At 34.1% G+C, this 20,680-nt stretch carries 16 protein-coding genes; 9 read left to right on the top strand and 7 right to left on the bottom strand.

Going from position 1 to position 20,680, the window contains the following annotated elements; all coding sequences use genetic code 11:
* Positions 1-146 precede the first annotated feature (146 nt).
* From DU428_RS05700 to argS, 5 genes are all read left to right on the top strand, one after another.
* Positions 147-1,433: a citrate synthase gene (locus tag DU428_RS05700; protein WP_072349786.1), complete on the top strand. Its 1,287-nt coding sequence runs from the start codon at positions 147-149 to the stop codon at positions 1,431-1,433.
* A gap of 63 nt (positions 1,434-1,496) precedes the next feature.
* The gene (locus DU428_RS05705) at positions 1,497-2,411 is read left to right on the top strand and encodes a dimethylarginine dimethylaminohydrolase family protein (RefSeq protein ID WP_072349785.1); all 915 of its coding nucleotides are present in this window, start codon (positions 1,497-1,499) and stop codon (positions 2,409-2,411) included.
* 149 nt (positions 2,412-2,560) lie between these two features.
* Positions 2,561-3,148, top strand: a complete 588-nt coding sequence (locus DU428_RS05710; protein WP_113966288.1) for a porin family protein — start codon at positions 2,561-2,563, stop codon at positions 3,146-3,148.
* A gap of 52 nt (positions 3,149-3,200) precedes the next feature.
* Positions 3,201-4,136: a citrulline utilization hydrolase CtlX gene (gene ctlX, locus DU428_RS05715; protein WP_113966289.1), complete on the top strand. Its 936-nt coding sequence runs from the start codon at positions 3,201-3,203 to the stop codon at positions 4,134-4,136.
* 236 nt (positions 4,137-4,372) lie between these two features.
* A complete protein-coding gene (argS, locus tag DU428_RS05720) occupies positions 4,373-6,157 on the top strand; it encodes an arginine--tRNA ligase (RefSeq protein ID WP_113966290.1) in 1,785 nt (594 codons plus the stop codon).
* 30 nt (positions 6,158-6,187) lie between these two features.
* Here the strand turns inward: argS and DU428_RS05725 are convergent, their stop codons facing one another.
* Complete coding sequence (locus DU428_RS05725) at positions 6,188-7,657, bottom strand: potassium/proton antiporter (protein ID WP_113966291.1); 1,470 nt, start codon at positions 7,655-7,657, stop codon at positions 6,188-6,190.
* A gap of 403 nt (positions 7,658-8,060) precedes the next feature.
* Here DU428_RS05725 and DU428_RS05730 point away from each other — a divergent pair, with 403 nt between their 5' ends.
* A complete protein-coding gene (locus DU428_RS05730) occupies positions 8,061-9,593 on the top strand; it encodes a GEVED domain-containing protein (RefSeq protein ID WP_113966292.1) in 1,533 nt (510 codons plus the stop codon).
* A 352-nt stretch (positions 9,594-9,945) separates the two neighbouring features.
* Positions 9,946-10,140 (top strand): cold-shock protein, encoded by a 195-nt coding sequence (locus DU428_RS05735; RefSeq protein WP_072349779.1) that lies wholly within the window; start codon positions 9,946-9,948, stop codon positions 10,138-10,140.
* Between the two features lie 96 nt (positions 10,141-10,236).
* Here the strand turns inward: DU428_RS05735 and DU428_RS05740 are convergent, their stop codons facing one another.
* The 4 genes from DU428_RS05740 to DU428_RS05755 form a co-directional block, all read right to left on the bottom strand.
* Entirely contained in the window at positions 10,237-10,689 is a 453-nt protein-coding gene (locus tag DU428_RS05740) for a tRNA (cytidine(34)-2'-O)-methyltransferase (protein WP_072349778.1), read from the bottom strand.
* Between the two features lie 33 nt (positions 10,690-10,722).
* Positions 10,723-10,941: a hypothetical protein gene (locus DU428_RS05745; protein ID WP_072349777.1), complete on the bottom strand. Its 219-nt coding sequence runs from the start codon at positions 10,939-10,941 to the stop codon at positions 10,723-10,725.
* Positions 10,942-10,996: 55 nt separating this feature from the next.
* Positions 10,997-11,632, bottom strand: a complete 636-nt coding sequence (locus tag DU428_RS05750) for a phosphoribosylanthranilate isomerase (protein ID WP_072349776.1) — start codon at positions 11,630-11,632, stop codon at positions 10,997-10,999.
* An 85-nt stretch (positions 11,633-11,717) separates the two neighbouring features.
* On the bottom strand, positions 11,718-12,287 hold the full coding sequence (locus tag DU428_RS05755; RefSeq protein WP_072349775.1) for an anthranilate synthase component II: 570 nt from the start codon (positions 12,285-12,287) through the stop codon (positions 11,718-11,720).
* 235 nt (positions 12,288-12,522) lie between these two features.
* Between DU428_RS05755 and DU428_RS05760 the strand changes: the two genes are divergently transcribed.
* Both DU428_RS05760 and DU428_RS05765 read left to right on the top strand, forming a co-directional pair.
* Positions 12,523-12,837 carry a rhodanese-like domain-containing protein gene (locus tag DU428_RS05760; protein WP_072349774.1) on the top strand — a complete coding sequence of 105 codons (315 nt, stop codon included), beginning with the start codon at positions 12,523-12,525 and terminating at the stop codon, positions 12,835-12,837.
* Between the two features lie 10 nt (positions 12,838-12,847).
* Positions 12,848-13,264, top strand: a complete 417-nt coding sequence (locus DU428_RS05765) for a rhodanese-like domain-containing protein (RefSeq protein ID WP_072349773.1) — start codon at positions 12,848-12,850, stop codon at positions 13,262-13,264.
* 65 nt (positions 13,265-13,329) lie between these two features.
* On the opposite strand, the gene DU428_RS05770 is transcribed toward DU428_RS05765, so the two are convergent.
* Positions 13,330-14,133, bottom strand: a complete 804-nt coding sequence (locus DU428_RS05770; protein WP_113966293.1) for a T9SS type A sorting domain-containing protein — start codon at positions 14,131-14,133, stop codon at positions 13,330-13,332.
* A 194-nt stretch (positions 14,134-14,327) separates the two neighbouring features.
* The gene (locus DU428_RS05775; RefSeq protein ID WP_243633454.1) at positions 14,328-20,672 is read right to left on the bottom strand and encodes an HYR domain-containing protein; all 6,345 of its coding nucleotides are present in this window, start codon (positions 20,670-20,672) and stop codon (positions 14,328-14,330) included.
* Between the last annotated feature and the right edge of the window lie 8 nt (positions 20,673-20,680).

Raw genomic sequence — 20,680 nt, forward strand, 5'->3', positions numbered from 1 at the left:
CTTATTTTAATGGAATAAGCACTTTTTTTATTCCATAAATTTTATTAATATTAATATTGAAAAAACCTTTATTATATCGCATGAAATATCGTGTGAAATTTTGTAAATTAGCATTCCGCAAACTAAAATAATATTCAAGATTACATATGTCAAAAACAGCTACATTAGAAATTGATGGAAAAAAATACGAATTCCCTTTAATCGTAGGAACTGAGAACGAAGTTGCTATCGATATAAAAACCTTAAGAAGTGCTACAGGTGGTGTTACAACCATTGATCCTGGGTATAAAAACACAGGTTCTTGCGAAAGCGCAATTACATTCTTAGATGGTGAAAAAGGAATTTTAAGATACAGAGGATACTCTATAGAGGAGTTAGCTGATAAAGCAGATTTTTTAGAAGTTGCTTATTTGTTAATCTTTGGTGAACTTCCAACACAAGCACAATTAGATAAGTTTCATGCAGATATCAAAGAACAATCTGTAGTAGACGAAGATGTTAAGAAAATATTAGATGCATTTCCTAAATCGGCGCATCCAATGGGAGTGTTATCATCTCTTACAAGTGCATTAACAGCTTTCAACCCTTCTTCAGTAAACGTAGAATCGGAAGAAGATATGTATAAAGCAATTGTTAAGATCTTAGGGAAATTCCCTGTTCTAGTTGCGTGGACACTTCGTAAAAAACAAGGTTTACCTTTAGACTATGGAGATAAAAACCTTGGTTACGTTGAAAACATCTTAAAAATGATGTTTAAACAACCTAACGAAGAATATAAACAGAATCCAATTTTAGTTAATGCCTTAGATAAATTATTAATCTTACATGCAGATCATGAGCAAAACTGTTCTACATCTACTGTACGTATCGTAGGTTCTGCACATACTAGCTTATTTGCATCTTTATCTTCTGGTATTTCTGCACTTTGGGGACCTTTACATGGTGGAGCTAACCAAGCAGTTTTAGAAATGTTAAACGGTATCCAAGAAGATGGTGGAGATACTAAAAAATACATGGCAAAAGCTAAAGATAAAAACGATCCTTTCCGTTTAATGGGATTCGGACATAGGGTTTATAAAAACTTTGACCCTAGAGCAAAAATCATTAAAGTTGCCGCAGATGAAGTGTTATCTGACTTAGGTATTGAAGATCCAATTTTAGATATTGCTAAAGGATTAGAAAAAGAAGCTTTAGAAGATAAATACTTTGTAGACAGAAAATTATATCCAAACGTAGATTTCTATTCAGGAATTATTTACAGAGGTATGGGTATACCAACAGATATGTTTACAGTAATGTTTGCTTTAGGTAGATTACCAGGATGGATTGCTCAATGGAGAGAAATGCGTTTACGTAAAGAACCAATTGGTAGACCAAGACAAGTATATATCGGAGAAAATCGTAGAGATTTTAAAGACATTAAAAATAGATAAGTTTAAAACCTTAAATAAAAAAGCTTCATAAGAAATTATGAGGCTTTTTATATATAATCACATATGCTAAAACTAAACGTAAAAAACGAAACATCTAGATTAAGATCAGTTATTTTGGGTATTGCAAATAGCAACGGTCCAACACCTACTGTTGAAGAAGCTTATGATCCAAAATCTTTAGAACATATCAAAGCTGGTACTTACCCAGTAGAAGAAGATATGGTAAAAGAAATGGAAGCAGTAGCTGCTGTATTTAAAAAGTACGATGTAGAAGTTTATAGGCCAGAATTAATTAAAGATTGCAATCAAATATTTACTAGAGATATTGGCTTTGTTATAGATGATAAATTTGTAAAAGCAAACGTACTTCCGGATAGAGAGCAAGAGTTTGATGCTATAAATAATGTTTGGAAACAAGTTCCAAAAGAGCAAAGAGTACAACTTCCAGAGCATTGCCATATAGAAGGTGGTGATGTAATGTTATATAACGATCATATCTTTATTGGTACATACAGAGGAGAAGATTATTCAGATTTTATTATTGCTAGAACCAATGTGGCAGCAGTTGAAGCAATGAAAGAGTTGTTTCCACATAAAACTATTAAGTCTTTTAACTTAAGAAAATCGAATACCAACCCTAGAGAAAATGCTTTACATTTAGATTGTTGTTTTCAACCAGTAGGAAAAAACAAAGCTATCCTTCATAAAAATGGCTTCTTAGAAGAAAGTGAATACGAATGGTTAGTTGATTTCTTCGGAAAAGAAAATGTATTCGAAATCACCAAAGACGAGATGTACCACATGAATAGTAATATATTCTCTATTTCAGAAGATGTTGTAGTTTCAGAAAAAAACTTTACAAGGTTAAATACTTGGCTTCGTGAAAATGGTATTACTGTTGAAGAAGTACCGTATGCAGAGATTTCTAAGCAAGAAGGATTACTTCGTTGTAGTACTTTACCGCTACTAAGAGATTAATATTACACTTATTTCATTATAATTTTTATTAAGATTATAATCCATAATCTTATATGTTCCGTATATATTTATGTAGGAAGTTTATTGTTAAACAATTCAGTAGAATTTCTTATTAAAAACGAACAATTATTAACTTAAAACAATTAAAAATGAAGAAAACGTATTTATCTATTTTAGTGATTTTAGGCTTGGTTTTTAGTATGCAAGCGCAAGATAAAAGTAGTAACGATTCAAACTTTGGTTTGAAAGCTGGTTATAACCTGGCAGCTGTAAGTATAGATGAAGATGGAGAGACAGGGCAAAGACATGGTTTTCATGTTGGACTTTATGGGGAATCTTTTATTACGAATAACCTTGCACTTCAAGTAGAAGTATTATACTCGCAACAAGGATATGAAGTAGAGTATGCTACTGGTACTTTTACGCAAAAACTAGATTATATTAATGTGCCATTAATGTTTAAAGTATATCCAACAAACAACTTTTTCTTAGAGGCAGGACCACAAGCAGGTTTGGCTGTTTCTCATAAGGAAACTTATGAAGGGACTTTTGTTGATATTAGTTCAGATTATGAGCCTAATAAATTTGATTGGGGAATGAACTTTGGTGGAGGATTTAAAACAGACTCTGGTGTTAGTATTGGTGTAAGATATCACTTAGGATTAGGGGATGTTAATGAAGAAGACACTAAACATCATAACAGAGTATGGATGTTTTCACTAGGATTTGATTTATAGTAAATAATTACAAATATTTAGATTAGTTTTGTCTGTCTAAAATTTTTTAAAAATGCAACAAACTACAAATACCATTTTAATGATTCGTCCTATTAACTTTAGGAGGAATGAGCAAACAGCAGTAAATAACTTCTACCAAAAAGAAGCAGATCTTCAATTGGCAGAATCAGAAAATGTAAAAGCTCAAAGAGAGTTTAATGCATTTGTAGAAAAACTAAGAGCTGTTGGTGTACAAGTTATCGTTATAAGTGATACAGACGATTATGATACCCCAGATTCTATCTTCCCTAACAACTGGATTTCTTTTCATCAAAACGGTACAGTGGGACTGTATCCTATGTTTGCTGAAAACAGAAGACATGAAAGAAGAGAGGATGTTTTAGAAAGACTAGAAGAAGAAGGTTTCCATATTGAAACCATTGTAGACTATACTAGCGCAGAGGAAGAAGGAGTTTTTCTAGAAGGAACAGGAAGTTTACTACTAGATAGAGAAAACAAAATTGCATATTGTGCTTTATCTGCAAGAGCAGATGAAGAATTATTTATTGAATTTTGTGAAGACTTTGAGTATACTCCAGTAATCTTTACAGCATATCAAACCGTTGATAACGAACGTAAAGTTATTTATCATACAAACGTTATGATGTGTCTTGCTGAAACTTTTTCAGTTATCTGTTTAGATGCTATTGATGATAAGAGTGAACGAAAAAATGTAGTAAAACATTTAAAAGAAAGCGGAAAAGAAGTTATCGATATTACAGAAGAGCAAATCAATAATTTTGCAGGTAATATGCTTCAAGTAAGAGGAAACGATGATAAGCGTTATCTAATTATGAGTCAAGCGGCTTATGATAGCTTAACGCCTTCACAAATAAAGACTTTCAAAAAACACTGTGAAATCTTGAGTAGTAGTTTAGAAACTATTGAAGCTTGCGGTGGAGGAAGCGCACGTTGCATGATGGCAGAAGTGTTTTTGCCAAAAAAGTAAACTATTTCTAAATAAAAACGAATAAAAAATCTGGATGCTAAAACATCCAGATTTTTTTATGGAACAAAGTTAAATCTGTTTCTAAAACCTGTTGTAGTATGTTCTTGTTAGGATTATATCTTTTTAATTTTCACTAAAAAAAGTACATCTATTAGCCTTGCTTTAAAAATCATGAATTTAAAATCGCAATATAGATTATCAAATTCCTATCTTTGCATCCTTAAAAATAACGAAAAATGAACCTTCAAAACACTTTATCAAATCAAATAAAGCAAGCTGTAAAATCTATCTATGAGGTAGAATTAGAAACTGTAGAATTTCAAGCAACAAGAAAAGAATTTGCTGGAGATATTACTGTAGTTGTTTTTCCTATGCTACGGCTAATTAAAGGGAACCCTATGCAAATTGGTGAGTCTATAGGGGAATATTTGGTTGAAAATGTTTCAGAAGTAAAAGCATATAATGTTGTTAAAGGATTTTTAAACATAGAAATTCAAGATGCTTATTACCTAGATTTTTTCAATAGTGTAAAAAACAATAAAACATACGGTTTCGTTGCGCCTAATGCAGACGATAAAGCTGTTATGGTAGAGTATTCTTCGCCTAACACAAACAAGCCTTTGCATTTAGGACATATTCGTAATAATTTATTAGGTTATTCTGTTGCAGAAATTATTAAAGCTTCAGGAAAAAAAGTTTACAAAACACAAATTATAAACGATAGAGGTATTCATATTTGTAAAAGTATGTTAGCTTGGCAACGTTACGGAAATAATGAAACGCCAGAGTCAACAGGGTTAAAAGGTGATAAACTAGTAGGAAACTATTATGTGAAATTCGACCAAGAATATAAAAAAGAAATAGAGACTTTAAAAGCGCAAGGACAAAGCGAAGACGATGCCAAAAAGAATGCACCTATTTTATTAGAAGCGCAAGAAATGCTTCGTAAATGGGAAGCTGGCGATGAAGAGGTTGTTGCTCTTTGGACAAAAATGAACAACTGGGTTTACGATGGTTTCAACGTAAGTTATAAAAACCTAGGGGTAGATTTTGATACCCTTTATTACGAAAGCCAAACCTATTTATTAGGAAAAGAATTTGTTGTAGAAGGACTTAAAACAGGTGTTTTCTTTACGAAAGAAGACGGTTCTGTTTGGTGTGACCTAACAGAGGAAGGATTGGATGAAAAAATCGTACTTCGTAGTGATGGTACCGCTGTTTATATGACTCAGGATATTGGTACAGCAATCCAACGTGTAAAAGATTTTCCAGATGTAGGAGGAATGGTTTATACGGTAGGAAACGAGCAAGACTATCATTTCCAAGTATTGTTTTTAATTCTGAAAAAGCTAGGATTCGATTGGGCTAAAAACCTTTTCCATTTAAGCTACGGAATGGTAGATTTACCTTCTGGAAAAATGAAGAGTAGAGAAGGAACGGTTGTAGATGCCGATGACTTAATTGTAGAAATGGCTAATACTGCCGAAGAAATTTCGCAAGAATTAGGAAAGTTAGAAAACTATACCGAAGACGAAAAGAAGGAGCTTTATAAAACTATAGGGCTTGGAGCTTTAAAGTATTATATCTTAAAAGTAGACCCTAAAAAACGTATTCTTTTTGACCCTAAGAGTTCTATAGACTTTCAAGGGAATACAGGGCCTTTTATTCAATATACCTATGCGAGAATTCAATCTATCTTACGCAAAGCAAATATAGATTTGAATACAAATTTAAACGCTTCAGAAGTATCTCTTCACGATAAGGAGAGAGAATTATTAAAACAATTAGAATTGTTTCCAGAGGTTATTCAAAATGCAGCTGAAAACCATAGCCCAGCATTAATTGCAAACTATACGTACGACTTGGTAAAAGAATTTAACTCTTTCTATCAAAATGTTTCGATACTTGGTGCAGATACGGAAGTTGAAAAAACATTTAGAGTGCAGTTAGCTGGTGTGGTAGCAAATACAATTAAAAATGCATTCGGATTGTTAGGTGTTGACGTTCCAGAACGCATGTAGAAATATATAGCAAACTCCTTGTTGTATAACTTATAACAAGGAGTTTTTTAAACATTCGCTTACTTGCGTATAGTCTTCCTCTTTATCTGCAAGAACCATTAAAATATCTCCTTCTTTAATTACTGTAGATCCTCCTGGTCGAATAAATTGCTTTCCACGTTTTATCATAACTATAAAAGCAGATTCCGGGAAGTTAAGGTCTACGATTCTTTTATCTATAGAAAAGTAATCTGCTAAAATCTCAAATTCTTGTAAGGCAGATTTAGGTAAATCTAAAAGTAACTGGTCTATTCTTGTGATTTTCTTAGATTCTTCAGGAAGAGCAACACGCAGCCATTTTGCAACTACAGACAAAGTAGTTCCTTGTATTAATATAGAAGTTACCGAAATAAAAAATACAATATTAAAAATCATATCGGCCTTTTCAATACCGGCTAAAAGGGGGTAGGTGGCAAACACAATAGGAACTGCTCCTCGTAATCCCACCCAGGAGATATAAGCTCTTCTTCTAAGCTTCATTTTAAAAAACATCAAACTAATAAGTATTCCTACCGGTCTTGCTACTACTATCAAGAAAATAGAAATTAGTAGCCCAATGCCTATATATGGAACAATTTGCGATGGAAATACTAGTAGTCCTAAGGTTAGGAATAACACAATTTGCATCAACCAAGCTAAACCATCAAACATTTTTAAGATGGTTTTCTTATGTATTAAATCTTGATTTCCTAAGTATACAGCACAGATATAAATAGCAAGAAACCCGTTTCCACCTATAAAATCTGTAGCAGCAAACGTAAGGAACATTAAAGCAATGGCTAAAACAGGATAAAGTCCTTCAAAATCGAGCTTAATTTTATTAATAATGAATTTGCTTAGAAAACCAAATCCAATACCTGCAATCCCACCAAGTATCATTTGTTGAAAAAACATAGGGATTATAGAAAGCACATGCTGATCCTGATTAATTACCAAGGTTAAAAAGGCAAGCGTAAGTACATAAGCCATAGGGTCGTTACTACCACTCTCCAGCTCTAAAGTAGGTCTAAGATTTTTTTTAAGAGCAAGGTTTTTAGAACGTAAAATAGAAAATACAGCTGCCGCGTCTGTTGATGAAACAATAGATCCTAAAAGCATGCTTTCATATATGGTGAAGTCGGTAATAAACCAAACAAAGGTACCAAGAGAAATAGCGGTTAGTAATACTCCGACTGTAGATAATGCAATCCCTTCCCATAGCACAGGTTTCACGGCTTTCCAACTAGTGTCAAGTCCACCAGAAAACAAAATAAAGTTAAGAGAAACAATACCTATAAATTGCGCTAGTTTTGGATCGTTAAAGCGAATTCCTCCAATACCATCAGAACCCGCTAACATACCAATACCTAAAAAGAGTAATAAGGTTGGTACACCAAATTTGTAAGAAGTCTTACCTGCAAAAACACTAATTAACAATAATAAAGATCCAACTAACAGTATGTTTTCAATCGTTAAATGCATGCTTTTGCTTTTTAGTTTTGTTTTACGAAGATACTATTTGTCATTTAAAATTAAGTTCGTTTTCTATTGTTGATTTTTGATTTTTAGTTAAAAGGGATATACATCTGGGATATAGAAGGGAATCATATATGTGTTTAGTACTGTTAGAATACAGTAAAAGCTAACAAGTGTATAAATTATTAAGGGTTTTATTTTAGTGATATTAAATGTTTTGTTAAATATTAAAACATTTGTTATGTTTATGAGGGATTCCCCTTCTTATCTAAGGTTGTGGTAGGTTTTTTATTATGGAATACATCTTTTCCATTTCACGATACCCAAGTAAAATAAAAAGGCATATAATCTATTTTAAGAGGGGATGATGATTTAATCATATTATTAGTTTAACCTTAATTTATTTTTTATGAAAAAAATTACTTTTTTATTGTTTTCGTTTTTAGCTGCTGCTTTTAGTTGGCAAGGCTATGCGCAATTAGGAAGCGATTGTTCTGCTCCTTTAGTTGTTTCGAGTGTTCCCTTTAATGATGCGGGAAACACCTCTGCTTTTGGAAATAACTACTCAAGCTCTGATGTTCCACCACTTGCGGCTGGTGCTGTAACTAATGGTACAGGCGCTTCAGACTATATTAGTGGTGATGATGTGGTTTATTCTTATACTGCAGGGGCAGATGGGTCAATAAACATTAGTACTACGAATCAAAACTCTTGGATTGGATTGTGGGTTTTTACAGGCTGTCCTTTTAGTGAAACAGTAGGATATCATACGTCTACCAGTGGTGCAGCTCGATCAATTCCTAACTTACCAGTGGTTGCAGGTCAAACATACTATATAGTGATATCTACTTGGCCATCACCTCAAAGTACAGAGTATACAATAAACATTGATGGGACAGCTCCTTATGTATACGAAGCTTGTACAGGTACTCCTGCTGGCGGAACTGTAGTGCTTAGCGCAACATCAGGAAACCCAGGAGAATCTTATACGGTTTCAGCACAAGGTTATACCTTAGCTTCAGATATGTCTTTTCAGTGGCAATCTAATTTGAATGGTCAAGGATGGCAAGATGAAGGGGTTTCTTCCGATACTTTAATTCCTTATGTGGCAACAGCTCCTAGTGAGATTGGTGACACTGTAGAGTGGAGGTTAGTTGTAACCTGTAATGTTTCAGAAGAATCTGCATATTCTGAGATAGCTACTTTTACTTCTTCAATAAACTATTGTACATCTGCAGGATCTAGTGTAGAGCCAATTACTAGAGTTATATTTGCAGGTATAGATAATTCTTCGCCTACAACTACTGCTGGTTCAGGTTATGAAGATTTTACTTCTATTGTTGGAGAAGTGGAAGTAGATAATACCTATAGTTTTACAGCAGAAGGTAATACTAGTGGACCATATACAAATTACTTTACAGTTTGGATTGATTGGAACCAAAATGGAACTTTTGAAACAGAAGAAATGTACGAAATTGGATCAATAAACAATTCAAGTGGTGAAGATGGGCAACAAGCAACAAGAGATATTGTAGTACCTAGTACTGCTTTAGAAGGAGATACACGTATGCGTGTTGTAAAGAACTATAACACGTCAAGAGATAATCCTTGTGGAAGTTTTTCTTATGGAGAGGTGGAGGATTATACTATAAACGTAGCTGCTTCCATGTCTGTAGATGATAATAGCTTACTATCCAATATTCGTTTATATCCAAACCCGACAAACAACGGGATTTTTAGTATAAAGGCTCCTAAATTACATGGTGAGTCTGTATTGATTACAGTAAATGATATGCTTGGTAGAGAAGTATATGCTGCTGAGAAAGTTTTCTTAGGAGCTAATTTACAAGTATATTTAGGTCAAAATTTAATGAATGGAGTATATATTGTAAGTTTAAAAACAAAGGGGGAACTACAGTCTTTCCGCGTAGTTAAGCGTTAATTGTAACGTATTACATATTATAAATATGAATAAAAAAGTAAAGAGGGAAACCATAGTGGTTTCCCTCTTTACTTTTTAAATAAAAAATGTTTTCAGCAAAAACATTAGGTGGCGTCAATTAATGGGTGTACATTTGCTGAACATTAAAAGACACCTGTCGAGTTTAAGGTAGTATATAGTACAATTAGTTTTACGAGTTTTCTCTTCTTTCCAATTTTATTTTTACAATTACTTTTTCAATAGCGTTTTAAAAGAATATTAATTGATAATCAATTTAATATTCATTCATATGCTTATCTTAATTAGGAAGCTTTTATTGTAAAAAATAATAAACAATTTAAATTTAGTAAAGATGCAAGAAGGCACAGTAAAATTTTTCAACAACACCAAAGGATTTGGTTTCATTAAATCATCAGAAACAGGAGAAGACATCTTCGTACATAATTCTGGTCTAACAGACGAGATTAGAGAAGATGATAAAGTTCAGTATGAAACAGAACAAGGAAGAAAAGGTTTAAACGCAATTAACGTTGTAGTTATAGACTAATCATAATAAATATTTATCTTTAAGATAAAACCTTATTAAAAGAAAAAAGACCGTTTATTTAAACGGTCTTTTTTATGCTTTATTTTTAAGGTATTTTTATCTAATGTTTCGTAGAGCTTCATAAGTGATAATACTAACGGCGTTTGCAAGATTTAGGCTTCTTACCTGATCGCTATAAATGGGGATTTTAAAAAGTTTATCTACTTGTTCTTCAATTATAGCTTTTGGTAGTCCTACCGACTCCTTTCCAAAAACTAAAAACATATTATCTTCAAAGGAAATATCCCAATAGTCTTTTGTTCCGTGGCTAGAAAGAAAAACCATTTTAGCGTTTTTGTTTTTGCTAAAAAACTCCTCTATATTTTCATAATAATATACGTTTAGATGTTGCCAATAATCTAAACCTGCACGCTTTAATCTTTTGTCGGTTATCTCAAAACCAAAAGGTTTTACTAGATGTAAATTCGATCCAGAGGCTAAAGCTAGTCTACCAATATTTCCTGTGTTATTTGGTATTTCAGGTTCAATAAGAACGATGTTTAACGTCATATTAGTTTATTTGTAAACGGAATTTAGTTGTTGCTATGTTGCTTTTGTAAGTTTTAAGATAACGATTCTTATTAGTAAGATAAATGGAAATCCATGCATAATTGTATCAAACCAATCTATTAGCTGCATGCCATTTGCTCCTCCTATTATCCATTTTATTTTGCCAAAAAGATGAGGTTCTGGTAAAAATGGAGCAAAGCCCATAGTTAAACAAAGAAGAGTAATGATTTTCCAGTCGTTTAGTATTTTCATAAGTATTTAATTATAGGTTCTATAAAGTATCCACTTATGAAACCTTGTTTTTTGCCTAGTGAATATAGTTGTTAATAGCTAATTGGTGTTTGAACTCTTTAAGTAAACTTATATCTTTTATACCTGTAGTTTTTTCAAATTTACTATTTAAATCTAATGCGCAGCACAAATCAGATTCTGGTCGTTTTAAGAATAAAAGTAATGCTTGTAATTGCTTTGGACCAATTCCTCCACTTAAAAAGTAAGGCTTGCTAGAAGGGTATTTCTTAAATACATTCCAGTTAAAGGGATGTCCTGTTCCTCCAGGTTCTCTTCCTTTGGTATCAAAAAGGTAATAGTCGCAAACATCTTCATAAGGTTCTAAAACACTAAAATCAAATTGATTTTTTACAGAAAAAACTTTTATGACCTGTACATTATATTCCTTTAACTGTTCGCACAACTCAGGAGACTCCTCTCCGTGTAGTTGTACCACTTGTAGGTTATAGTATTCGATTTTATCTACAATAAAAGCTAGGCTAGCGTTAACAAAAACACCAACTTTTTTTATGCTCTCAGGAACTTCTGGTATATCGGTACTTAAAAAACGAGGGGAGTTTTTATAAAAAATAAAACCTAGATAATCAGGTTGTATTTCTGCAACATCTAAAATGTTGTTTTCGGATTTCATTCCGCATATTTTTAGTTTCATAATTCTGTAATGCCTTTATAAATAGGTTTTTATTGTTGTTTTTATTTATTAAGAGGGCTTTCACCTATTTCTTAATGAATTTAGACTAATGGTTTAGCCAATTTTTTAATAGCTGTTTGCCGTTAGGAGTTAATACCGATTCTGGATGATATTGAACACCTCGAACATCGTAAACCCTGTGTCGTAAGGACATTATTTGTCCGTTTTCATCTTCAGAAGTTGCTTCTAGACAATCAGGTAGGTTTTTATCTACAACCCATGAATGATATCTTCCTACCGGGAAACTTTTTTTAAATCCGGTAAATAGCGCTTCGTTTGCTGCCGTCTGTGTTACTTTTGTTGCAACGCCATGATAAACAGCCTCTAGGTTTATTAGTTTTCCGCCAAAAACTTCTGCTATTGCTTGTTGTCCTAAGCAAACACCTAGAATGCTTTTGTAAGGAGCGTATGTTTTTATAATCTTTTTAAGCAAACCGGCCTCGTCTGGAATCCCTGGTCCTGGTGATAGAATTATTTTATGAAAATCTGCTACCTCTTCAAGGCTAAGTTTATCGTTTCGTCTTACAAGAACTTCCGCATCTAAATCCTCTAAATAGTGGACTAAATTATAGGTAAAGCTATCGTAGTTGTCTATAACTAAAACTTTTGTTTTCATGTTCATTCCTTCGCAAGGTAAGGTTTGTTAAGCTACCTTTCAGTATAAAATTTCTTCTTAGAGAAATTCTATAGTTACTATTATAAAATCATTCAAAAGTATAAAAGAAAACAAGAACAGACAATGTTTTAAATTTATAATAGTGCTTAAAAATGCGATTAGGATTTAAGACTTTAAAAGTTTTTTCGTCTATTTTATAAAGAAACATTAGATTTGCAATAAAAAGAGAACATATATGGCAGATTTATCACAAAACCAGTGGCAAGAAGAATTATTGAAGGATGATAATGCAGTAATTTTAGATGTTAGAACAGCTGAAGAAGTTGAAGAAGGTTATATACCAAATGCTGTTCATGCAGATATTTATCAGCCACAAGAATTTATGAGCAAAATAGAAGCTTTAGATAAGACTAAAACTTTCTATGTGTATTGTCGTTCTGGCGGAAGAAGCGCACAAGCTTGTGCAATTATGAATCAAATGGGTTTTGAAAACACGAAGAACTTATTAGGTGGTTTTAGTGAGTGGACTGGTGAGGTTGCTAATAAATAAGAAGTTTAAAATGAAACAAATAGGTGTAATTATAAGTTTTATCCTTGTACTTTCTAGTTTTGGTTGTAATAATAAAACAACTTCAAAAACTGGAACAGAGATGGGGGAGATCCATATTATTTCTTCAGAAGAAATGCAATCCCTTTTAAAAATGGGGCAGGTGCAATTGGTAGATGTTAGAACACCACAGGAATTTGAAGGAGGTTATATTGAGAATGCTCAAAATATTGACTTTAACTCTCCAACTTTTGATGAGGATATACTAAATTTAGATAAAGAAAAACCTGTGATTTTATATTGTCATTCAGGAGGCAGAAGCGCTAATTGTGCTAAAAAAATGCAACAAGCTGGTTTTAAAAAAATATATGATTTAGAGGGTGGTATTTCTAGGTGGAAACACAAAGAGCTTCCTGTAGTAGTAGATTAATAAAAATATTGTATTCATAAAACAAAGACCGCAACATTACGTTGCGGTCTTTGTTTTTAACCATATCATTTAAGTAGTAGTTTTTTATGAATAATACCTTGATCGGTATGAATCCTTACAACTCCATAGTTTTCATTTGTAAAAGTAGTAGCTAGGCGTATTGTGTTCGTGTTTAAGTTTTCTTGGTTTATGATTCGTTTTCCTAATAGGTTGTACATTTCTAACTTTAAGATTGTAGCATTAGATTTTACATAAACATCTTTAGTCTGACTTAAATACGAAATGGTAGTTTCTTCTTTATTATTATCTGATATAGACAATTGAGTGCCAGAGCTATTTTCAACCGAGCCTTCCGTATCATTTTTAAAGGCAATATAATACCTGTCTAAGTAAGTTCCTTCGCTAACGGTATCTTCAAAATCTATTTCATTTAATAAGGTGTAGCAGTTATGTAAAGCATCGTATAAGAATACATCAATCGTAGTTTCAAAATTCTCTAAAGTATCTAGAGAAATAGAGATGTCTCCAGAATTTGAAATAAACATTCCTAAGGGGTACTGTTTTGTGTCGTTAAAAGCACCAACGCCTTGAATAACATACCTTTCATCTTCAATCATCCAGTTTAAATCATCAGGAAAAGTGTCTCCAACCAAAGCATCATACCCATAATCCACACTATCTGTAGCACTATTGTCTGAAATAAACCCCAAGAGTAGATGTCTCACGTATCCATGAGGCGTAGTGAAATCAATACGTACTCGTTGAACCCCATAACTACTAGCTTCTTGAGTGTTTTCGGTTGAAAAAGGGGTTCCATAGCTTGTTGTAGCACAAAATACAATAAAACATAAGTAGGTTAGTTTTTTCATCTTAATTGGGTTTAAATGATTTGGTGTGCTAATATAAGATAAAAAGCAGGTGCAGTCTGTGAAATGCACAAATAATCGATGAAATGCATTTTTGGGTTTGTATTTCACTTTTAAGAAGAACTCTATTTTTGCAGAAGAATTTGTAAAAAAAATAGCGACCACTGGCCGCTATTTTAAGTTTAGTTGTGTTTGCTTTAATTTTGCTTCACTACAACTTTTTTGTTGATTAGTTTGTTCTCAGAAGTTCGAATCTTAATGATATAAGTTCCTTCAGCAATTTTTTTCACTGGTATTTTACATTCGTTAGATAATGGCGCATTGTTTTCGTTCCAAGTTTTTACCGTTTGTCCTAACATATTCACTAAACTTACCTGCTTGATATCAATTGCCATTGGGATGTTTATATAGATTTCATTAGAAGCGTTTAAATAATTTACAATAATATTAGATATCACTTCATTTTCAATACTAAGTGTTTCCTCTTCTTGGAAGCTAATAAAATATCTATTGTCATAACTTCCTGCATCAAGAGCTATTTGAAATGCATCGTCATTAATCCTAGTATAAGTTCCTAGTAGCGAATCGTACACAAAAACATCAATTGCTTCATTAAAGTTTTCAAGAGCTGTTAACCTAACTTCTATTGTTCCTGTAATGGCTAAATCGATGCTTAATGGATAAATTTTATCAGCACTAAAGACACCTGTACCTTGTATTACGTATTTTTCATTGTCAATTAAGAAAGACATATCGCTAGGGAAGTAGTCAGCATTTATTGCATCATAACCATAGTCATATCCATCACTAGCTTCGTTGTTTGGAGTGAATCCTAATAAAAGATATCTTTCAGCTCCTTCTGGAGATTTAAATGCTAAACGCACACGTTTTATGAGGTTTTCGCTAGTTTCTGAAGAGGCATTGTTTATTGATTCTGAATTTCTAAAGAATAAAGATCCGTCATTTAGAGCTCCTGTAACCGCTTCTCTTTTTCCAATTCTTTGACTATTTTTAAATACTATATTGCCACCTGTATTATTAGCCTTTACAAAGAATCCTTGTCCTACAGGGATATATCGCTCGGGAACTTTTGTTCCATTACCCCCAGCTATAATTACGCCATCTACCGTTTCAGGTGGAGTAACAGCTGGATTACCACCAGTTTTTGTATAAGTAGCATATCCCCCTAAATAATCTCGTAAAACATGAGTGTTATTAGAAAAATAATGCTCCCAAAAATATATTTCCCCATTTATAGCATGTACATTATCATCTATAAATGCATTTGCATCAATAGCAGATGGATAAGGGTTACCAATTAAAGCTTCATTTGCTCCGGCAATAGAGTTTTTAATAGTGCCATTATTAGGTATACCTACAAATACATAATTTTGAGTTGTTCCACTAAAAGGTTCTGTGCCATCAGCTCCACTTCCTTTCATAGTAAACCCAAGACCAATATTAATAAGGTTTGTGTTGCTTACAAAATCCCATTCAGAATAGGTGTTAGCTGTGTTATTTGCATAGGTATATAGCCACCTAGTACTAACTTGGGCAGGGTTACTTGCTTGTGCCGTATTATTAGCTGTCCAAGATATAGGTCTATTAAACGGAATTTCTACTGTAGTTGTACCATCTCTAAGTACACCCCCAATAGAATATTGGTTGGTACTTTCATTGGTTACCATATTTGTTGAAGCGTTCCCTTCTGCTACTGGCGAACCCCAATAGTTGTAATTAAAAGGATTACCTGTTCCTTGTTGATCTCGTTCAATATAACCTGCACTAGTATTATCAAAAATACTTTCTCCTACTTGAGTTGGTTTATAACGTTTTTGTACTAATTGTGATTCGCCAACAAGGTCTATTTTACCATCAATGTTTAGATATCTAGTAACCCATAACATTTGTCCTTCATTGGTTTCGTTTAATGTACTACTTGGGTCTTGCATGCTTAATTCATTAGAATCTACAAACAAACCTAGAAGTGTAATGTCTTTATCTCCAGAGCTAATATTGTGCGATGTTCTAACAATGTTCCAGTCAATTTTAGTTGTGCCATCAACCCCTATGCTGTTTGGAGAATCCCAAACATTTGGGTGTGCCCATATATTAACATCATTCCAAGTACCGTTAGCTGCTGAGGTGTATGGTAAAGGAGCAGATCGTATTTGGTCTGTTGATATGTTTTTCAGTTTCCCTTTTATTGTACTGGAAGTTGACACTAAATACCCGCAAGCCAAGTTTTCTGGTTCCATTTGGAAGTATGCACTTAGGTTTGACCATTGTAATCCATTAATGTCTAAAGGGATGGTGTTACCCTGAACATTACCAGTAACTAATGGACTTGGTGAGATTCTTTGGTTCATCATTTCGTGAATTTGATCTTCGCTGAGCGCTAAATCCCAGACTCTAAATTCATCTATCCAACCATTAAAATATTTAATTGGAATATTGGTTACCTTATCGTCTGTTGCTCCTAAAAAGGCTTTTAGATTATTTGCTCTTGGATTGTTACCAGAACTATCCTTAATTAGAACGCCATCAATATATAACTTATAACGATTAGTGTTGAAAGTTAAGGCGATATGATACCAACGATCGGTGTCTATTCTATAAGGGGAAGAAGTGATGCTAGCCGACTGATTGACATTAAATGATACCTCTCCCAAACTATTAATGCTTAGGTCATATCCAAAATTGTTACCACCATTGTTTCTATTGTCTCTTTTTGAGAAAATAGTGTGTGTGCCAGTTATAGATTCCGGTTTAACCCATGCTTCGATACTAAAATTACCAGTGTCTAAATGGAAATTCTCATTTTTAAAATCTACATGATCATCTACTCCATCAAAATCAATTTGGTTACAGTTTATGGTTTTTACCTCTATTTCGCTGCTACACCCATCAACAGTCCAAATTAATCTATAAGTACCTTCTTCTGCTGTAAATATAGCATCTGGGTCATTTTTAGGGTCTGGGTAGAGTGTAGGGTTATTGGTCGTGAACGCGCCATCACCACAAATATTTCCTGAAACAGTGCCAAGACTCCAAGTTCCAATATCTCCTGTTCCTGGGTCATCACAGTTAACACAGTCTGCAGGTAGGGTAAATGCTCCTTTTGCAGCGTTTTCTGTGGCAGATTTAGTGTTGTCATAAGCATTTAGTTGAATCCTGTTTTTTCCACAATCTGAGCCTAAATAACTAACATTTTCACCTGCATAGGAGTAGGTAACATAAATATCTACTAGAGCTGTTCCATCTTCATCATAGTTTCTACAACCATTAATTAAAGCAGTTCCTCCATATTGATGGAAGCCTGGAGCATCAGGTACAAAGCTAAAGCCTACGCTAGTTTCTCCTTCAACTATTACTGGTTCTTCAGGATCTCCAATACCATCTGTCCATTCAATTTCTGTTTCTACAACTACTTCTTGGTTTATAAATATATTATCTAAAGCCCAAGCACTGTCATCTGTTGTTCCTGTAAAAGACCACTTAATACGTACTTCACTTTCTTCTAGATAAGCAGAAAGGTCTATAGAAGTATTATCTGTTTCAAAATTATATTCTGTTGGGGTTGAACCAACATAAGATTCTGCTGTTCCCGCATCCCACCAATTTATCGGAGCAGTATTTACAGCGTGCATTAATCTAAGTGGAGCGTACGTTACACCACCATCCGTAGATATTTCTATATTAGCATAGTCACCAAATGCAAAATAATAAGCTTGATCAAAATCGAGACTAGCTGATACCGCATTGGTTAAGTCCATAATTGGAGTTTCTAATGTGGTAGGGTTAGCTCCATCATAAACTAAGTTACCTTTATGGTCTAATTCATAATAATTTCCATATGCTATTGCATATTTTCCTTCATTACTACAATATTCAATATTTCCATTAACTTGATTATTACAAGTTTTAGCAGACCAATTTCTAGGTTTTGTTGCACTACCACCAGCGGTAAATCCATTTGGAAAACCATCAACTAGCCACCCATCAGGATCCTGAGTGTTTAATTGTCCTTGGTTAAAATCTCCTGAAGAATCAGGAATAACAGATTGTATTGCAGTGTAATTACTTGTAGCAAGTAAATTAACCTGTTCTCCTAAACAATATTTATTATCCTCGTCAGGACTTGAAACAGTTGGCGGGTCACTAGGTGGTAAGGCTCTAATGAAAAATTGATTAGAATATTCGAAACAAGTTCCTGTTTGAACTAACACTCTATAGTATGTAGACTCTAATGCGCCTACAGGAAAGGTAGCTTGTAAATTTGTAGTTGTATTAGTAACAACTTCCCATACCCCATCATTAACTGCAAATTTTTCCCATTGCACAATGCTTCCTATTTGATCTATTAAATTCAAGTCTACATTTATAACTTCTCCACAAGAGGATATGTCAATTCCGTTAGAGAATACCGATCCATTAAATGTACCAGTTACTGTTCCACCATTTACTTCAATAGGGTTTAGGGTGATATCTTGAGACTGTGTAATGACGTTACCGTTGCTATCAGTAAAGACCCAATCAATGGAATGTGTTCCACTAAAAGAATAAGGGAATACAAAGTCGTCACCTAATGTTCCTGTAATAACGCTACCATTACAGCCATCAGTTGCTGTAGGTATAGTATCAAAGAAACTCATGTCTAGGATTTGACATCCATCAGCAACTATTGGAGGTAGATTTTCTAATTCAGGGATAGGTGCATTGTCTGTAACCTCAATGTTTTGAGGAACGATTATAGTGTTACCAGCAGCATCTGTAAACTGCCAATTAATAACATCTGTACCTACAGTTGTGATTGTTAAGTCTGTTAAGGATGTAGTTCCTGTAATTTCACCAAGACAATTATCTGTTGTTGTTGGTGGTATTAGTGTTAAAGAGCATTCTCCAACAAGATCAGGTAAACTAGGAGTTGCAGGGGCTTCTGTATCTTTTATAATTACGGTTTGCCCTTGTTCTGTAGTATTGCCATTTCCATCATCAAACACCCAAATAACCGTAAATTCTCCCTGTGTAGAATAGGTCGTGGTAGCAGTAGTTCCAGTAATAATTCCTGCACAAGTATCTGTAGCTGTAGGAGGTGTAAGTGTTACAGAACACTGTACTTCTATTACAGGTAAAGATGATGCATCTGGAACAGGTGCAACTGTGTCATTAATAAAGATGTTTTGTGTCACATTTGTAGTATTTCCGTTACTATCTTCAATTTGATAGGTTCTAATAATAGTTCCATCATTTACAGAAGGACTTGCGGAATCTCCAATATGTATGACGGTAGTTGATCCGCAATTGTCAGCTTCATCTGTTACAACAGTAATATTTGGTTCCGGAACATCAGATAAACATTGTACTATAATATCCTCAGGATTGGAGGCTGTAGGCGCTTCATTATCTTCAACGGTAATGTTGAAGGAACAGTTTGTTGCATTGTTTGAAGCGTCAATAATCGTATATGTAACGGTCGTTGTTCCTAATGGGAAAGTATCTCCTGGGTTATGAGAGCTTGTAACTGTAAAGCCAGCACAGTTGTCTGTAGCAGTTGGAGCTGTCCATGTTACAATAGCATCACAATTACCTGGGTCACTATCTATAGTGATGTCTGAAGGACAGGTGATTACTGGGTTTTCGTTATCTTCAACAGTCACATTAAAGGAGCAGGTTGCTGTATTTCCAGAAGCATCTGTAATGGTATACGTTACCTCTGTTGTACCTATAGGGAAAGTGTCTCCGGAACTATGAGAGCTTGTAACGGTATACCCAGTACAGTTGTCTGTAGCGGTTGGGTTAGGCCATGTTACCACAGCATTACAGTTACCAGGGTCGTTATCTATATTGATATTTACAGGACAACTAATGTTTGGTAGTTCATTGTCTATAACTGTAATATTAAAACTACATGTAGTTGTGTTTCCTGCAATATCTGTAACAACAAAAGTGTTAGTTGTAGTCCCTACTGGGAATGCAGAACCTGAAGGTAATCCTGTGGTTTGAGTGGTAGTTGCCCCAGTACAATTATCGGTACCTATAGGTGCTGTGTAGTTTACTACTGCAGCACAGGTTCCTGAATCAACAGGGATATTTGTCATATCCGCAGGACAAGTAATTGTAGGCGGTGTTGTATCATTAACAGTTACCGTTTGTGTACAGGTAGCTGTAAGACCAGCGTTATCAGTTACTATCCAAGTTACTGTGGTTTCTCCAAGAGGGAACGTTGCCGGAGCATCATTGGTAACGGAAGCTACCCCACAATTATCAGCTATAGTTGGAGTTCCTAGAGCAACACTAGTTGCCTCACAAGACGTATCTGCACTTATTACTAGATCCGCAGGACAAGTAATTGTAGGAGGCGTTGTGTCATTAACAGTTACCGTTTGTGTACAGGTAGCTGTAAGACCAGCGTTATCAGTTACCGTCCAAGTCACTGTGGTTTCTCCAAGAGGGAACGTTGCCGGAGCATCATTGGTAACGGAAGCTACCCCGCAATTATCAGCTGTAGTTGGAGCCCCTAGAGCAACACTAGTTGCTATACAAGACG

Origin of the sequence: Oceanihabitans sediminis, assembly GCF_003337215.1 — a bacterium.
Taxonomy (GTDB): domain Bacteria; phylum Bacteroidota; class Bacteroidia; order Flavobacteriales; family Flavobacteriaceae; genus Oceanihabitans; species Oceanihabitans sediminis.

Bases quoted from the DNA above. Each gene is read 5' to 3' on its own strand.
- DU428_RS05700 (WP_072349786.1), top strand. From the start codon at position 147: ATGTCAAAAACAGCTACATTAGAAATTGATGGAAAAAAATACGAATTC.
- DU428_RS05770 (WP_113966293.1), bottom strand. From the start codon at position 14,133: ATGAAAAAACTAACCTACTTATGTTTTATTGTATTTTGTGCTACAACA.
- DU428_RS05725 (WP_113966291.1), bottom strand. From the start codon at position 7,657: ATGCATTTAACGATTGAAAACATACTGTTAGTTGGATCTTTATTATTG.
- DU428_RS05710 (WP_113966288.1), top strand. From the start codon at position 2,561: ATGAAGAAAACGTATTTATCTATTTTAGTGATTTTAGGCTTGGTTTTT.
- DU428_RS05740 (WP_072349778.1), bottom strand. From the start codon at position 10,689: ATGACGTTAAACATCGTTCTTATTGAACCTGAAATACCAAATAACACA.
- DU428_RS05765 (WP_072349773.1), top strand. From the start codon at position 12,848: ATGAAACAAATAGGTGTAATTATAAGTTTTATCCTTGTACTTTCTAGT.
- DU428_RS05750 (WP_072349776.1), bottom strand. From the start codon at position 11,632: ATGAAACTAAAAATATGCGGAATGAAATCCGAAAACAACATTTTAGAT.
- argS (WP_113966290.1), top strand. From the start codon at position 4,373: ATGAACCTTCAAAACACTTTATCAAATCAAATAAAGCAAGCTGTAAAA.
- DU428_RS05745 (WP_072349777.1), bottom strand. From the start codon at position 10,941: ATGAAAATACTAAACGACTGGAAAATCATTACTCTTCTTTGTTTAACT.
- DU428_RS05755 (WP_072349775.1), bottom strand. From the start codon at position 12,287: ATGAAAACAAAAGTTTTAGTTATAGACAACTACGATAGCTTTACCTAT.
- ctlX (WP_113966289.1), top strand. From the start codon at position 3,201: ATGCAACAAACTACAAATACCATTTTAATGATTCGTCCTATTAACTTT.
- DU428_RS05735 (WP_072349779.1), top strand. From the start codon at position 9,946: ATGCAAGAAGGCACAGTAAAATTTTTCAACAACACCAAAGGATTTGGT.
- DU428_RS05730 (WP_113966292.1), top strand. From the start codon at position 8,061: ATGAAAAAAATTACTTTTTTATTGTTTTCGTTTTTAGCTGCTGCTTTT.
- DU428_RS05705 (WP_072349785.1), top strand. From the start codon at position 1,497: ATGCTAAAACTAAACGTAAAAAACGAAACATCTAGATTAAGATCAGTT.
- DU428_RS05760 (WP_072349774.1), top strand. From the start codon at position 12,523: ATGGCAGATTTATCACAAAACCAGTGGCAAGAAGAATTATTGAAGGAT.